Consider the following 15,898-nt stretch of genomic DNA (forward strand, 5'->3'; position numbering starts at 1 on the left):
GAATTTGGCAATGAGCACAAGGGGCTTTCAACTCTGTTAGGGGCGTCTTGGAGCAAGGCCTACGGCCGCTTTGAGCGCGAGATAGGGATATCGAGCTGGCTATTTAACATGGACGTTTTTGATAGGACGAGCAGTCCTCCTTGGTCGACTCTTTATTAAAAAATCAGGGGTGAAGCCCCACGACTTTAATCCAAACGAAGTTTGGGTAAACTCAATTGACTGCCATCTGCAAGATAGAAAAACAAAATCCCAGTAAAAACTGGGGTTTATTATTTAAGCCTATGCTGGTAAAGGTTAGCTAGCCAAGCTAACAAATTATCGCGTTATTTGATAAACGCGAACGCATCACCGTAGAGATGTGCTTCTTCTACACCAATCTCGCGGAAGATTTCCCGCGCTGCACCCACCATGTCGAAACGGCCAGCGATGTAGATGTCGTAGCCATTTAAGCTGACAAAATCTTGTTTGATTTGCGCTAACAGATTAGCGGTTTTGCCTTGCCAATTTGCGGGAGCTTCTTCGATGACGGGGACGAAGTGTAACCAAGGGTGAGCGTTGTGCCACTCGCGGGCGATGGTTTCAAAATACATGGCATCTTGGGTGCGACAACCCCAATACAGCATAGTTTCAACCTGTTGGCCGAGGGCGATTTGGTGCTCGATGATACTTTTAATATAAGAGAAACCTGTGCCGCCGGCGATTAACAGGCGAGGGCGAATGCTTTCGTGACGTAGGTGGGCTTCGCCGCCTGGGGCTTCGATGTCGATAGTGCTGCCATCAATGGCACAGGCTTTCAGGCGCTCGACCACTTGCATTGGGTAGCTTTCACTCACAGCGGCGCCAATGTGTAATTCGATCAGCTCGGCGTTTGGCGCTGATGCGATAGAGAAGGGGCGTTTATCTTTTTCACCCATGACAACACATAAGTATTGCCCCGCTTGGAAATCGAAGGCGGTTTCAGGCCTTAACAATACTTGATATACGGCATCGTTAAATGGGTTAACTTTCTCTATCTTACAACGTATGGTTTTCATCAAACTTCCTTTGCACCTTTCTTCAACAGTATGTGTCTAGGTGTCGCTTTAGAGGCCTGTTATTGGCCTATTCTCTTGGCTTAAGCCGATACTTGAGTAATGGCTTAAGCTGAATTATAGGGTTGGGCTGTCGTCTATGCCTAACTCATCCCAGATTGAGTCGATCTTTTGTTTTACTTTTGGATCCATCACGATTGGCGTGCCCCATTCGCGGTTGGTTTCACCTTCCCACTTATTGGTGGCATCGAGTCCCATTTTTGAGCCTAAGCCCGCAACGGGTGAAGCAAAATCGAGGTAGTCGATCGGGGTGTTTTCGATCATCACAGTATCGCGTTTAGGATCCATGCGGGTGGTGATCGCCCAGATCACATCCTGCCAGTCACGGCAGTTCACATCTTCATCCACTATGACAATAAACTTAGTGTACATAAATTGGCGCAGGAAAGACCAAGCGCCCATCATCACCCGTTTGGCATGTCCCGGATATTGTTTGCGAATAGAGATCACTGCCATGCGGTACGAACAGCCCTCAGGTGGCAGATAAAAATCAACGATCTCAGGATATTGCTTACGCAAAATCGGCACAAACACTTCGTTTAATGCGACCCCCAGCATGGCGGGCTCATCCGGTGGACGGCCAGTGTAAGTGCTGTGGTAGATGGCATCTTTACGCTGAGTGATGTGGGTAACGGTAAATACTGGAAACTTATCGGTTTCGTTGTAGTAACCCGTGTGATCGCCGTAGGGGCCTTCTTCCGCCAGTTCCTCAGGATCGATATAACCTTCGAGGATGATTTCACTGGTGGCGGGCACTTCTAAGTCACAGCTTAATGCCTTACAGACTTCGGTGCGTTCACCGCGCAGTAAACCGGCAAAAGCGTATTCGCTCATGGAATCGGGGACTGGGGTGACGGCACCTAGAATGGTCACAGGATCGGCGCCGAGTGCGACCACAACAGGGTAACGCTCACCGGGAAATTGTTGTTTAAAATCAGCAAAATCTAACGCGCCACCACGGTGGGATAACCAGCGCATGATCAGCTTGTTTTTACCCAGTAATTGTTGGCGATAAATGCCTAAATTCTGACGACTCTTGCGCGGGCCTTTGGTGATGGTTAAGCCCCAGGTCACCAGTGGCGCGACATCGCCCGGCCAGCAATGCTGAATAGGCAATTGGGTTAAGTCGACCTCATCGCCGGTTTTGATGATTTGTTGGCAAGGCGGATTACGCACTGTCTTTGGCGGCATATTCAAGGCTTGCTTGAACATAGGGATCTTAGCGATCGCGTCTTTAAAACCCCTAGGTGGTTCGGGTTCTTTTAAAAAGGCTAACAGTTCGCCCACTTCGCGCAGGGCTAATGGGTCGTCTTTGCCGAGTGCCATGGCCACACGTTTTGGCGTACCGAACAGGTTTACCAACACGGGCATGTGATGATTTTTGGGATTTTCAAATAATAGCGCAGGGCCTTGAGCGCGTAATACGCGATCGGCGATCTCTGTCATTTCTAAATGAGGATCAACTGGGTAGCTAATGCGTTTGAGTTCGCCATTGGCTTCTAAGTGATCAATAAAGCTGCGTAAATCCTTAAAACTCATGTGGAAATAGCCTCTGCGGTGAAAATCCGTGTGGCGCGCACTATAGCATTTTTCTGTTTTAGGGTTAACCAATTCAGTGATCTTCGAGCTTAGGAAGCGTAAAATGGTTACCAGTAAGTCGCGATAGATCTCGCTTACGCCCTTTATTTCGAGGTTTATATGAATATTCCTGTATGGTTTGCTCAAGAAAAGTGTTTTCAAAGTCAATCACATGGCGCGCATAAGCGGTCGCTAAAGTGCTTGGTTTTATCGCTTGCCGTGGGGATCTCACTTTTGGGGGCGCTCAGTGTGCCGACTGTGGCGGTGGCCGGAAATAGAGGCTATTCGGATCAAGACGAACGCCACGGTCATCGTGATAGCTACAGTCGTGGCGATAGTCATTACAACAATCGTCATGACAATTATTACGACAACCGCCATGTGCGTAAAGATAATCGCCATTATCGTCCCTATTATCGACCTTATTACCCTTGGGGTTTAGGACTGGGTTTAGGGCTCGCTACGGGGTGGGGATCGGGTTGGAATGTCGGTTACGGTGTGAACACCCATTGGAACAATGATTGGGGTTGGAATACGTCGCGTGACGCCTACGCTCGAAATTACTGGAACTCGCCCTATTCGGGCATAGGTTTGTCGATTCCTATGGCCTACGACGATGAACCTGTGGCCATTTCTGCACCTGTACGGGTAACAACCAGTATGCAGTATTCTGCGAGTGAAGGCCGTATGGTGTCGAGTATGCCTGTAAATATGGCCGGACAATCGACTGGGCAACTGGTGTCGCAAACTAGTAACGGCACAGGCAAAACAGTTGCGACTCCGCGCCCACGCGCACCGCACAGTGTGTCTAGCTTGCCGAGCAATGCTAGGGTTGTGCAGCAGGATGGTCGTACACTTTACGAGTGGCAAGGCACGCTTTACGCCTACGACTGGAACAGTCAAACCTATCAAGAACAGTTAGTCAGATAGATTTACATTAGGTAAATGACTGAGAAATTGGAGCTCCTTAGTGGGCTCCAATTTATTTATCATCTTTTATTATCTTTTTATTAGTGAGTTATACCAATCACATTAAATATCTAATCAGTTCAGAGCCTCACAGGCATCTCAATCCAAGGCGCATTGATGCAGAAATGGTATTCCCTTTTAAGTCAATGCAACACGGGAGTGGGATGCCTGTGTGGCTCCCGAAGGGCGGGTTTCAACGCGCTTTATACTGCGTTTAAGGCTTTCGACAGAGCACCACTATGCCTTCAAGCCTTCGCCTTGTCTAAAGCGCGTTGAACTCCCGCTGAATGAACAGATATTTGATTCGATTGGTATTAGCTAGTTGTCGTTTTATAGCATAGCGGAGAAAAAGTTTGAAAACCGTTCAACATCAGGTTCAAAATCCATCTGTCCAAAACCAGCATAAGGGCGCCAGTACATTATGGGTGTTACTTGCCTTAGCACTCGGAACATTCGCTTTAGGCACCACAGAATTTGCTTCCATGACCTTAGTGCCTTATATCGCGAGCGATTTAGGGGTAGAGGTTGCCCATGTGAGTTATGCCATTAGTGCCTATGCGCTGGGGGTTGTGGTCGGTTCGCCGATTATCATGGTGCTGGCCGTTAGGGTCAGACGGCGAACACTCTTGATTGCTTTAGCCGGGTTAATGGCGGTGGCCAATGGCTTAAGTGCGTTAGCGCCATCATTGAATTGGTTAATCTTTTTTCGTTTTCTCAGCGGCTTGCCCCACGGCGCTTATTTCGGCGTGGCTATGTTGCTCGCCGCCTCTTTAGTGCCGCCAGAAATGAAGGCCCGCGCCGTATCGCGGGTAATTATTGGCCTTACGCTGGCGACGATTATCGGTGTGCCGTTTGCGACTTGGATGGGACAAACCGTGGGCTGGCGCTCGGGCATTGGTATAGTGGCGATTCTGGCAACCATTACCGCGATAATGGTGTATTTTTTAGCACCTAATCAAGCCGTGCCCGCTGATGCGAGTCCCAAAAAAGAGCTACAAACCCTTAAAAATCGTGAAGTCTGGCTGACGCTCGGCATCGCGGCCATTGGCTTTGGCGGTATCTTCTGCGTGTATACCTATCTGGCTGAAACCTTAATCCAAGTGACACAAGTCGAGCCGTTTAAGATCCCAATCATGATGGCAGTATTTGGTATTGGCGCAACATTGGGCACCTTAGTTTGCGGCTGGGCGGCGGATAAGTCGGCCTTAGCGGCGGCGTTTTGGTCGTTAGTGTTAAGCACTGTGGTGTTGGCGATTTACCCGAGTTTGACCGGACATTACTGGGCGCTGATGCCCGTGGTATTTTTTGTCGGTTGTGGGTTAGGGCTCGCCACTATTGTGCAAGCCAGATTGATGGATGTGGCGCCCGATGGACAGGCCATGACAGGCGCTTTAGTGCAATGCGCCTTTAATCTTGCCAATGCAATTGGGCCTTGGGTGGGCAGTTTAGTGATACTGTCTGGACAAGGCATTGCCGCGACAGGTTATGCGGCATCTTTGTTGTCATTGGGAGGACTGCTGATGTGGTGGCTGACCCACAGAGAAAGCCGTCGCGTCGTTACCCTAAACACAGCGAACTGCGCCGACTAGCGAGTGCTAAGGAAGAGACGCAGTGGTCATATTCTGCGTCTCGAATCCGCACATTTAGCCCCTTTGTATGGTGATATCGGCGATATAACCATGCTCTGTGGCAACCAAGGCTTGTTTGAGCATGCCCGCCGCTTCATCGGCGGACATAAAGCTTGAGGTATCTAAAGCCTTACCGCTACTGGGCCAAAAGCCTGTGTCCATGCCACCGGGATACACGGCAATCAACTTCATTGGGCTTTGTTTAAGCTCTAATCGCACCGATTCGATAAATCCCCGTACCGCCCATTTTGCCGCGCAGTAAGTGGATTCTCCCGCCTTGGCGGCCAGTGCTGCGGTGGACATGACCACAACCACAGTGACCGCTTGATCTTTATAGCGTTTAACTAATTCCCGCACTAACAAAATCGTCGAGGTGACATTGTTATTGAGCAGGCTTTGGATATCGCTGGCGGTTTGGGTTTCAATCGCTCCAAAGTAGCCGCTGCCCGCGCAGTGGATCACGGTTTTAGGGGCTTGCGTTAGGCCATCGAACAGGGCTTCGAGACTCGATTCACTGGCGAGATCGGCGGTGATAGCAGCGATCGTTTTGTTGGAGAAGGGCGTTAATGCATTGGCGACGGTTTGCAGGCGCTCGGCATGGCGGCCTGTGAGTGTCAGTGCTTCATTCTCTTTGGCGTAGAGCGATGCGAGCGCCGCGCCTAAACCACTGCTGGCGCCGGTAATTAATATCATAGTGACCTCGGTTAATGCTGTCTTGGCTTGAAAACCGCATCTTAAACTCAAGTGCGCTTCAATTCATGGGAAGGCGAGCGGTTAGATTAAGGTAAATAGCGGCTGATCGAATGCCACTTCATCGCCGTCTTTGGCCCAAATAGCGCTGACCACGCCATCGCGCTCGGCTTGGATGGGATTCATCATTCTCATCGCTTCGATAATGCAGATCACTTCACCTTGGCTTACACGTTGACCGACTTTAACCAGCGGCACCTCATCGAGTTCTGCCGCCGCGTAAAAAGTGCCGACCATAGGCGAGACTTGTACAAAACCTTCTGTACTTGGCGAAATGCCTGTTTGCTTTGCCTGTTCATTCAAAGGCGCCACAGGTGCTCTGGGGATCGCTTGCTGTGATTGAACATTGGCTGGCATAGGGCTGTAGCGGGTGATGCGAATTGATTCTTCACCTTCTGTGATCGCCAGTTCTGCTATGTCAGATTCTTGTACTAACTCAATGAGTTTTTTAATTTTACGAAGATCCATTGCCATTTATCTGCCCTTGCAAAGCACGCTATTGAATAGAATTTACTGTGGCTGGTTGAGCCGCTTAATGGCCGCCGCCAGTGCAAACTCATAACCCTGTGAACCAAAACCGCAAATCACGCCTATCGCCTTATCGGAAAAATAGGAATGGTGGCGAAAGGCTTCACGGGCGTGCACATTGGATAAATGCACTTCAAAAAAAGGAATTGCCACCCCAAGCAAGGCATCACGCAGGGCGACGCTGGTGTGGGTAAAGGCGGCGGGATTGATAATAATCATCTGGGCATCGGTTGCATGAATCGCATTGATTAGCTCAAATTCGGCGTTGGACTGAATATGCTCGAGCTCAACTCCCGCCAACTTTGCCTGCTGATTTAACTCCGCCACTATGTCGGCTAAGGTTTGATGACCATAAACGCTGGGCTCGCGGCGGCCTAAGAGGTTGAGATTGGGGCCATTGACGAGCAAAATTTTGTGACTCATTGCGCTTTCCTTTACGGCATGCCTTGGGATTTATGCTGGGATTAAAGTTGGAATAAATTTATTTCAGTTTTCTACATAGGCCATTAACTTAACCTGTTCAAATCGATTTTGCATTATCCGTTAGTCAATTGTGTGCGAGCTGATCATGTGCGAGCCGATTATACCTTTGAAATCCTGTGCCATTGTTGGCTGGGTTCAATTGCGGTTATTTCTCTGGTACCGAGTTAGCAATTGCCTAAGTTGGCTGTCAGTTGAGTTAATTGTCACCTAAGTTAACTGTCACCTAAGTTAATAGTCACTCTTCTGTTGACGCATGGCCTTAGTGGCACCTTTTTGTTTCTTGGTTTCTAATCGCCGAGTTTGGCTGCCTTTAGTGGCGCGGGTGGGGATGCGTTTTTTCTGCACTTCACCGATACTGGCAATCAAGGCGATAAATTGCTCCAAGGCGGTTTGGCGGTTGGCATCTTGGCTGCGACTCGCTTGGCATTTGATAATGATTTTGCCGCTTTTAGTGATGCGGTGATCCGCCTTGTTGAGTAAGCGTTCTTGGTAAAACTCGGGTAATGATGAGCTTTTAATATCGAAAATCAGCTGCGCAGCGGTGGACACTTTATTTAAGTGCTGGCCGCCTGCACCACTCGAACGGATAAATTGCCACTCGATTTCATTTTCCTGAAGTTCCACACGGTTTGAGATTTTTATCATGACAAACTTAGGCATTTTTCAGCATGGATTGAGAAGCCATCAATAATGACTTATGGCTTTCCAATAGATTTGTTATCATCGGGCGCATTCTTTGCCTCTGCATTGGTTAAAGCCATTGCCTGCAAAAGTGTTCTCGATTCGGAGTGCCTCTATGTTATGCCAAATCCCCGATATTGCTAAGGGTGTTATCAGTCTTTTTGCCAGTGGCCGACTATCCTCCACCGATTATCGGACCCGTTTACAGCCTGCGATTAAGAGTTATCGTAAGGATTGGGGCCAAGTTTGCCTGTATATTGAGGCGGATGTGTTACTCGAAGGCTGGGAGTTTGAGTCGCTGACCGGTAGTGGTGAAGTCCAGTTACCGAATTTTGAAGCCTTAGTATTTGTGGGCGGCCCTGATTGGGTGGGAAATGCGGTGCGCTTACTCGGGCCATTTATGCAGGGCGAAGTGGCTTGGTTTCCACTCGAACAGAAAGCCAAAGCGATTGCTTGGATCACTAAGCGTTCGAATATTTAATGGTCTTATGTAGACCGTATTTACAAGGAATGAAGTATGTCTTTATTTAAATCGCGCGCTTTTTCTAAGCAAAATGTTTCTAAAATCAGTGCTATTGCGTTGGTGCTGGCGTTCACTGCTGGGCTGAGTGCCTGCGCGCCAGAAGTCGGTAGCGATGCTTGGTGTAAGCAGATGAAAGATAAGCCGTCTGGCGATTGGACTGCTAATGAAGCCGCCGATTATGCTAAGCACTGCGTATTTAAATAAGTGTTGCGTGTTTAAATAAGCACTGAGTATTTTAGTCAGCGTTAGCCTTTAGAGATCACAGCTTGAAAGACTTTGCTTGCGAGCTGTGAACTTATGTTTATCATACGAGTCAGATGTTCCGTTATCCGTTATCCGTTATCCGTTATTTGCTATAGGTGATATTTGAATTCTACCGCTAAGCCATTTTTTACTCGAATGGTGACCTTACTGATAGCCATTATCGTGCTGCAATTTGCTGGCGCGAATTTGGGTGCGCATCAGTTACATGCGGGCAATGGCGCGGAAGAAGCTGAGAATCATCCCCATCTGCAATTTAGTGCTCAAGTGACCACTTTGGCCCAATGTGTCGATTGCGTTTGTCCAAGCGAGCAAGCCTTAGGCTTTGCGGACTCCACGGGTGTCACCAGTAATCACGCGGGTGAAAACCAAAGCAACGGATTTCATTCCCACTTAGTTAAAACCACTGAAATACAAGATTTTGACCTATGCCTCGACTGCCAATGCCATGGCGGTCATGTGGCACTGTTATCTCAGGCAGTGAGTCAGCCTGTACAGGCGTTAGAAAGCGTCTATCTGCCTACCGATGTATCCTATTTTCCGCCTGAAAATTTACCTAAATACCGCCCTCCTATCGCTTAATTCTCCAATATTCGGCTTATTTCTCGGCTTAGGACGATTGATTCATCTGATTGGATCTCATTCTATTTTGCCGCGTGATAAGCCCGTTATGTTCATCCCCCAAAAGATACGCTTGAACTGATGCTCGCAGCGTTAACTGTTGGAGCCGTCATTGGCTTTTTAGCCGTTACTGTATTGCTTGGCGGGATGATTCGATCGGCGCTTATTTGCCATGCCCAGAACGATATGATTGCTTTGCATTGAGCTATTTAAATGAAGCTCACATTTAGCCGTTTCGCTTTGGGCGCAAAAGTCAGCCGATCCACATTCGATATTGTTAGGATTTGCGATGAAAAAAACGATTCTCGCCCGTACTTTAGTTTGTCTGTTTAGATCGGGCTTGTTTAGCTGCGGATTAGTATTGGCCGCCGGATTGCTAGCCTTTGCCCTCGCGGCAGAAAATGACTCTCTTGAAGTTAATGTCCTTGAAACCAAAGCCTCTGAAGCTAATGCCTCTGAAGTTGAGTCATTTAAGGCGCAATCACTGGGCTTAGCCGCCAAAGAAACCGACACGCCACATGTCAACTTTGGCCAATGGTTGCCTGAGTTACTCACACAGTTCAATCAGTTACCTGAAGTTCAGGCGCAACTTGTAAGGCAGCAACAGGCCAAACTGGCCATTCAGGCGGCAGATCGCGCTGTGTATAACCCAGAACTTGGGCTTAATTATCAAAATGCTGATACAGATGCCTACAGCTTAGGGCTGAGCCAAACCCTCGATTGGGGCGACAAGCGCGGCGTGGCGACACAGCGTGCCGAGCTTGAAGCGCAAATCCTTTTAGCGGACATAGGGTTAGAGCGTAGCCAAATGTTAGCCGAACGCTTGCTGGCCTTGGCAGAACAGGCGCAAAGCCGTAAGGCGCTGACCTTTGCCGAGCAGCAATTAAGGTTTACCAAGGCGCAGCTCAATATTGCTGAGCAGCGATTGGCGGCGGGGGATTTATCCAATGTCGAGCTGCAATTGATACAACTCGAAGTCGCCTCTAATACTGCCGACTACGCCTTAGCCGAGCAGGTGGCCTTAGTGGCCGATGGCAAAGTAATTGAATTACTTGGGGATAATAATTTCGCTTTTAGTGAATTTATCAAGCAGATCCATTTCTTTGTGACTCAGGCTAAGCAAGCGCCAGCGGCCGAGTTGGGCACTTCTAAATCAGCCTTGCCAGCCCTGGCGAGTGCTTATCAGCAAGTGCTGCTCGCCAGAGTTAATGTCATGCAAGTCAAAGCGGAAGCTTCAGCTGACCCGACTATTAGCCTAGGCGCTGAAAAGGAGGGCACGGACAATAAGCTCGGTGTCGGCGTGTCGATTCCTCTACAAGTTCGCAATAACTACAGTGAGTTACAAGCCGTAGCCGATAAGGGCATCGCTATCGCGGAGCAAGGCTATCTTGCCCGTGAGCGAGTGCTTATCGCTAAGCAGAAACAATTCCTCTATGCGTTACCGCGTTTACTTGAACGTTACCAAGACTGGCGTGAGTTAGTGCAAGTGTCAGGTGCTAAAGCCGCTAAATCCTTAAGCCAACAATGGCAGGCGGGGGATGTGAGTACTAGCGAGTACTTACAGAGCCGTCGTCAGTTAGCCGCCAGTTATTTGGTGGGCTTAAACCTAGAAACGGCTATCTATCAAAGTTGGTTAACTTGGATGGGCGAAAGCGGCCAGCTTATGCCTTTTATCGAAAAGCTCATTATAGAAAAGCTAAATGCAGTCCCTTCGATAACATCTAATGCCGCCGCACGCACAGTAAACCCATGAGGTCACAATAATGAATTCAAATACTCACCACGAAAATATCCTTCAACTGGATGCTGTAACGACGCCTGAAAAGCGTCGGTTTAACCTATCAAAAATCGCGCTCGCATTATTCGTGCTGAGCACGCTGGCCTTTCTCGCTCAGCCTGTATTGGCTGGCGGTGATCACGCACCCATCGCTAAGGAAAGCGGCGATTCGGTAACGCAAACGGCGCCGGCGGATGAACACGGCGAACAGGCGCTGAAATTGACCGAAGCGCAGCAAGCCTTGGCGGGGATTAGCTTGTTACCTTTGTCGAGCGATAGCTTGAACCTAGCCAATTTGAATCTCGATATTAGGGCGACGGCGACCTTAGTGGTGGATCGCGATCGAACCGCGACCCTTGCGCCGCAGCTCGATGTGCGTGTGTTGGCGCGCCATGTGGTGCCGGGACAAGAAGTGAAAAAAGGTGAGCCTTTACTTACCTTGGGTGGCGCAGCCGTTGCGCAGGCACAGGCGGACTACATTAATGCCGCTGCCGAATGGAGTCGAGTCAAACGCATGAGTGAAGGTGCAGTTAGCGTCAGTCGGCGGATGCAGGCGCAGGTGGATGCCGAACTTAAACGGGCGATTTTAGAGGCCATTAAGATGACGCCCGCGCAAATTCGTGCACTGGAATCGACGCCTGAAGCCATAGGCAGTTATCAACTCTTAGCGCCAATTGACGGCCGAGTGCAGCAGGATATCGCCATGCTAGGTCAAGTTTTTAGCGCGGGCACACCCTTAATGCAACTGACCGATGAATCCTATTTATGGGTTGAGGCGCAGTTAACCCCAACTCAAACTACGCATATCCAGGTTGGCAGTTCAGCTTTAGTGCAAGTAGGGGATAAGACGTTGGCAGGTAAGATAATCGGTCGCTCCCATGAACTCGACAGCGTAACGCGCACCGAGCAAGTGCTGGTGAGTATGCCCAATCCTGATCATGTGTTGCATTCGGGGCAATTTGCCGAACTTTACTTTGCTGGCTCTACTACCGATCCAAACGGCAGTGGCATAGTGCTGCCCGATGCAGCGTTGACCCGTGGCGGCGATGGCGATTGGCAGATTTTTATTCAAGATGAGGATGGCTTCGAGTCCATTGAGGTAGAAGTGGTGCAGCGTCAACGTGGTCTGAGTCTAGTGCGTGGACCTGAGCTTGAAAAAGCCCAACAGGCACAGCTCAAGGTTGTGGTGGCTGGCGCGTTCTTCTTGGCATCCGAGCAGGCGAAAGCGGGCTTTGATATTCACGCCCACTAATATGAGCGCCCTTATTTTGGAGATTTTCTATGTTGCAAAAGTTAATCGAAGCCGCGATTAAAAATCGGCTGTTAGTGGTATTGGCTCTGCTCGCCGTGATTGTGGGCTGTGTGGCCATGTTACCTAAGTTGAATCTCGATGCCTTTCCTGATGTGACTAACGTGCAAGTGACCATCAATACAGCGGCCGAAGGCTTAGCTGCAGAAGAGGTGGAAAAACTTATCAGTTATCCGGTGGAATCGGCCATGTACGCCTTGCCAGCCGTGACTGAGGTGCGCTCGTTATCGCGCACTGGCTTGTCGATTGTGACTGTGGTATTTGCCGAGGGGACGGATATTTACTTCGCCCGTCAGCAAGTGTTTGAACAGTTGCAGGCGGCGCGGGAGATGATCCCAAGCGGCGTCGGAGTGCCTGAAATCGGCCCGAATACCTCGGGATTAGGGCAGATTTATCAGTATATTCTGCGCGCAGAACCTAACTCTGGCATTAATGCCGCCGAGCTGCGTAGCTTAAATGATTATCTGGTGAAGTTGATATTGATGCCCGTGGGCGGCGTGACTGAAGTCTTGTCTTTTGGTGGCGATGTGCGCCAATACCAAGTGCAGGTCGACCCGAATAAACTGCGTGCCTATGGCTTGTCTATGGCGCAGGTGACCGAAGCGCTAGAGAGCAATAACCGCAACGCTGGCGGTTGGTTTATGGACCAAGGCCAAGAGCAACTTGTGGTGCGCGGCTATGGCATGTTGCCCGCAGGAGACGCGGGATTAGCGGCGATCGCGCAGATCCCTCTGACCGAAGCCAGCGGTACGCCAGTGCGTATTGGCGATATCGCTCAGGTGGATTTCGGCAGCGAGATCCGTGTCGGGGCTGTGACTATGACGCGCCGCGATGAATCGGGCCAAGTGCAAAATCTCGGTGAAGTGGTGGCTGGTGTCGTGCTCAAACGCATGGGGGCAAACACTAAGGCGACGATTGACGATATTGGTGCGCGGGTGAGCCTTATCGAGCAGGCCTTGCCCGATGGCGTGTCCTTTGAGGTGTTTTACGACCAAGCGGATCTGGTCGATAAGGCTGTGACCACAGTGCGCGATGCGCTGCTAATGGCCTTTGTGTTTATCGTGGTGATCTTGGCGTTGTTCCTCGTCAATATCCGCGCGACCTTGCTGGTGCTGCTGTCGATTCCTGTGTCTATCGGGCTCGCACTTATGGTGATGTCCTATTATGGCTTGTCGGCAAACCTGATGTCGCTCGGCGGTTTAGCTGTGGCGATTGGTATGTTAGTCGATGGCTCTGTGGTGATGGTGGAGAATATTTTCAAACACTTAACCCAACCGGATCGCCGCCATTTACCCGAGGCGAGGGCGCGTGCCGATGGTGAGGACGATCCCTATCACAGCGAGGAGGATGGCGCTAAAGCCAGTGGTGATGTCAGCGAATCGAATATGGTTATTCGGATAATGCTCGCGGCAAAAGAGGTGTGTAGTCCAATCTTCTTCGCCACCGCCATTATTATCGTCGTATTTGCACCGTTATTTGCCCTCGAAGGCGTTGAAGGCAAGCTGTTCCAGCCGATGGCGGTCAGTATTATTTTGGCTATGATGTCGGCGCTGCTGGTGGCGCTGATTGCCGTGCCAGCCCTTGCTGTTTATCTGTTTAAGCACGGTGTGCTGCTTAAACAAAGTGTGATTTTAGCGCCACTGGATGCCGCTTATCGCAAGTTACTGACGGCAACGCTTGCTAGGCCAAAGGTGGTGATGCTCAGCGCCTTGGTGATGTTCGGCTTGAGTCTATTATTGCTACCAAGGCTGGGTACCGAATTTGTGCCTGAACTGGAGGAAGGCACGATTAACTTGAGGGTGACGCTGGCACCAACGGCGAGTTTAGGGACTTCGCTCCAAGTCGCACCTAAGCTTGAGGCTATTTTGCTAGCATTTCCCGAGGTGGAATATGCCCTGAGCCGCATTGGTGCGCCTGAACTGGGCGGCGATCCCGAGCCTGTGAGTAATATTGAAGTCTATATTGGCTTAAAACCGATAGCAGAGTGGCAGTCGGCAAGCTCGCGCTTGGAACTGCAACGCTTGATGGAGGAAAAGCTCAGTGTGTTCCCCGGACTCTTGTTGACCTTTTCGCAGCCGATTGCGACTCGGGTAGATGAATTACTTTCGGGGGTAAAAGCCCAGCTAGCGATTAAAATCTTCGGCCCTGATTTAGCTGTATTATCACAGAAAGGCCAAGCACTTACCGATCTCGTTGCGAAAATCCCCGGCGCCGTGGATGTGTCGCTTGAGCAAGTGAGCGGTGAGGCACAATTGGTCGTGCGGCCCAAACGCGAGCTATTGGCGCGTTACGGCATCAGTGTCGATCAAGTGATGAGCCTCGTCAGCCAAGGCATTGGCGGCGCGAGTGCAGGGCAAGTGATCGATGGCAATGCCAGATACGACATCAATGTGCGACTCGCGGCCGAGTTTCGCCAAAGCCCTGATGCGATTAAAGACTTATTACTCAGTGGTACAAATGGCGCCACAGTGCGCTTAGGGGAAGTCGCCAGCGTCGAAGTGGAAATGGCGCCGCCGAATATTCGCCGTGACGATGTGCAGCGCCGTGTTGTGGTGCAGGCCAACGTGGCGGGGCGCGATATGGGCTCGGTTGTAAAAGATATTTATGCCCTAGTGCCAAAGGCGGATTTGCCAGCGGGATATACAGTGATCATTGGCGGCCAATATGAGAATCAGCAGCGAGCGCAGCAAAAGTTGATGCTAGTGGTGCCGATTTCTATCGCCTTGATTGCCTTGTTGTTGTACTTCTCCTTTGGTTCATTCAAGCAAGTGTTGCTCATCATGGCGAACGTGCCCTTAGCTTTGATTGGCGGCATAGTGGCCCTGTATGTCAGTGGTACTTATTTGTCAGTGCCTAGCTCTATTGGCTTTATCACTCTATTTGGGGTGGCTGTGCTCAACGGTGTGGTGCTGGTGGATTCGATTAATCAGCGCAGGCAAAGCGGCGAAGCACTCTATGATTGTGTTTATGAGGGCACGGTTGGGCGTTTGCGCCCGGTATTGATGACGGCACTGACCTCGGCCTTAGGCTTGATCCCGATTTTATTATCATCGGGCGTCGGCAGTGAGATCCAAAAGCCCTTGGCAGTGGTGATTATCGGTGGCTTGTTTAGCTCGACGGCGCTGACCTTACTCGTCTTGCCGACCTTGTATCGCTGGTTATATCGCGGCGATAAGCGCATTGATGAGCTCGGTTAATCACAAGTAAGCCGTCATCGTGGGCAATAACTTGTTATGTTTCGGGTTATTGCCTTCGTTGTAGACAGGGTTATCACATTGACTAAAACTCTAAAAATCAGTGAGCTAAAGAGTGATAGATGGGCTAGTCTTAGAGTCGACATTAAGGACATTCATTTCTGGAGAACATTATGATTGCGGTAATTTTTGAAGTCATCCCGACAAAGGAAGGGAAGGAAGAGTATCTGCACGTGGCGGCTGAAATGCGCCAATATTTAGAAGGTCGTACGGGGCTGATCTCGATCGAACGTTTTCAGAGCTTAACCGACGATGGCAAAGTACTGAGCCTGTCGTTCTGGGAGGACCAAGCCTCTATTACCCAATGGCGCAATCAGATGGCCCACAGTATTGCCGAGCAAACGGGTATAGTGCCTTGTTTGTTTAACTCTTATCGCATTCGGGTGGCAGAAGTAGTGCAAGATTACAGTGAAACTGTGCATGTTGAAGCTGAGTAATCACTTAT

15 protein-coding genes are annotated in these 15,898 nt (G+C 50.0%); 9 read left to right on the forward strand and 6 right to left on the reverse strand.

Translation table 11 applies throughout. From position 1 onward, the window contains the following. Positions 1 to 323: 323 nt before the first annotated feature. Positions 324 to 1,034 (reverse strand): NAD(P)H-flavin reductase, encoded by a 711-nt coding sequence (fre, locus tag AAA952_RS14730; protein WP_131524244.1) that lies wholly within the window; start codon positions 1,032 to 1,034, stop codon positions 324 to 326. A 114-nt stretch (positions 1,035 to 1,148) separates the two neighbouring features. Continuing rightward, positions 1,149 to 2,630, reverse strand: a complete 1,482-nt coding sequence (gene ubiD / locus AAA952_RS14735) for a 4-hydroxy-3-polyprenylbenzoate decarboxylase (RefSeq protein WP_173247757.1) — start codon at positions 2,628 to 2,630, stop codon at positions 1,149 to 1,151. A gap of 159 nt (positions 2,631 to 2,789) precedes the next feature. Between ubiD and AAA952_RS14740 the strand changes: the two genes are divergently transcribed. Both AAA952_RS14740 and AAA952_RS14745 read left to right on the forward strand, forming a co-directional pair. After that, positions 2,790 to 3,599 carry a hypothetical protein gene (locus tag AAA952_RS14740; protein ID WP_338258117.1) on the forward strand — a complete coding sequence of 270 codons (810 nt, stop codon included), beginning with the start codon at positions 2,790 to 2,792 and terminating at the stop codon, positions 3,597 to 3,599. Between the two features lie 392 nt (positions 3,600 to 3,991). Continuing rightward, a complete protein-coding gene (locus AAA952_RS14745; RefSeq protein WP_028759320.1) occupies positions 3,992 to 5,227 on the forward strand; it encodes an MFS transporter in 1,236 nt (411 codons plus the stop codon). Positions 5,228 to 5,281: 54 nt separating this feature from the next. On the opposite strand, the gene AAA952_RS14750 is transcribed toward AAA952_RS14745, so the two are convergent. The 4 genes from AAA952_RS14750 to arfB form a co-directional block, all read right to left on the reverse strand. Next, complete coding sequence (locus AAA952_RS14750) at positions 5,282 to 5,959, reverse strand: SDR family NAD(P)-dependent oxidoreductase (RefSeq protein ID WP_113939203.1); 678 nt, start codon at positions 5,957 to 5,959, stop codon at positions 5,282 to 5,284. Positions 5,960 to 6,040: 81 nt separating this feature from the next. Beyond that, positions 6,041 to 6,490, reverse strand: coding sequence for an acetyl-CoA carboxylase biotin carboxyl carrier protein (accB, locus tag AAA952_RS14755; RefSeq protein ID WP_338258120.1), 450 nt, complete (start codon positions 6,488 to 6,490; stop codon positions 6,041 to 6,043). Between the two features lie 36 nt (positions 6,491 to 6,526). After that, on the reverse strand, positions 6,527 to 6,967 hold the full coding sequence (gene aroQ / locus AAA952_RS14760) for a type II 3-dehydroquinate dehydratase (protein ID WP_028759381.1): 441 nt from the start codon (positions 6,965 to 6,967) through the stop codon (positions 6,527 to 6,529). Positions 6,968 to 7,255: 288 nt separating this feature from the next. After that, positions 7,256 to 7,687 carry an alternative ribosome rescue aminoacyl-tRNA hydrolase ArfB gene (gene arfB, locus AAA952_RS14765; protein ID WP_338258122.1) on the reverse strand — a complete coding sequence of 144 codons (432 nt, stop codon included), beginning with the start codon at positions 7,685 to 7,687 and terminating at the stop codon, positions 7,256 to 7,258. A gap of 136 nt (positions 7,688 to 7,823) precedes the next feature. Here arfB and AAA952_RS14770 point away from each other — a divergent pair, with 136 nt between their 5' ends. The 7 genes from AAA952_RS14770 (at position 7,824) to AAA952_RS14800 (ending at position 15,890) form a co-directional block, all read left to right on the forward strand. Next, positions 7,824 to 8,189, forward strand: a complete 366-nt coding sequence (locus tag AAA952_RS14770; RefSeq protein WP_105250333.1) for a SpoIIAA family protein — start codon at positions 7,824 to 7,826, stop codon at positions 8,187 to 8,189. 36 nt (positions 8,190 to 8,225) lie between these two features. Further along, entirely contained in the window at positions 8,226 to 8,435 is a 210-nt protein-coding gene (locus AAA952_RS14775) for a DUF3012 domain-containing protein (protein WP_006079957.1), read from the forward strand. 195 nt (positions 8,436 to 8,630) lie between these two features. After that, on the forward strand, positions 8,631 to 9,074 hold the full coding sequence (locus AAA952_RS14780) for a hypothetical protein (RefSeq protein WP_198572034.1): 444 nt from the start codon (positions 8,631 to 8,633) through the stop codon (positions 9,072 to 9,074). 328 nt (positions 9,075 to 9,402) lie between these two features. Next, positions 9,403 to 10,866 (forward strand): TolC family protein, encoded by a 1,464-nt coding sequence (locus tag AAA952_RS14785; RefSeq protein WP_338258129.1) that lies wholly within the window; start codon positions 9,403 to 9,405, stop codon positions 10,864 to 10,866. Positions 10,867 to 10,876: 10 nt separating this feature from the next. Continuing rightward, complete coding sequence (locus AAA952_RS14790; RefSeq protein ID WP_113939197.1) at positions 10,877 to 12,142, forward strand: efflux RND transporter periplasmic adaptor subunit; 1,266 nt, start codon at positions 10,877 to 10,879, stop codon at positions 12,140 to 12,142. 29 nt (positions 12,143 to 12,171) lie between these two features. Beyond that, positions 12,172 to 15,396, forward strand: a complete 3,225-nt coding sequence (locus AAA952_RS14795; protein ID WP_338258132.1) for an efflux RND transporter permease subunit — start codon at positions 12,172 to 12,174, stop codon at positions 15,394 to 15,396. 170 nt (positions 15,397 to 15,566) lie between these two features. Continuing rightward, positions 15,567 to 15,890: an antibiotic biosynthesis monooxygenase family protein gene (locus AAA952_RS14800; RefSeq protein ID WP_113939195.1), complete on the forward strand. Its 324-nt coding sequence runs from the start codon at positions 15,567 to 15,569 to the stop codon at positions 15,888 to 15,890. Positions 15,891 to 15,898 lie beyond the last annotated feature (8 nt).

Source organism: Shewanella sp. M-Br (genome assembly GCF_036245925.1).
GTDB lineage: Bacteria > Pseudomonadota > Gammaproteobacteria > Enterobacterales > Shewanellaceae > Shewanella > Shewanella oncorhynchi.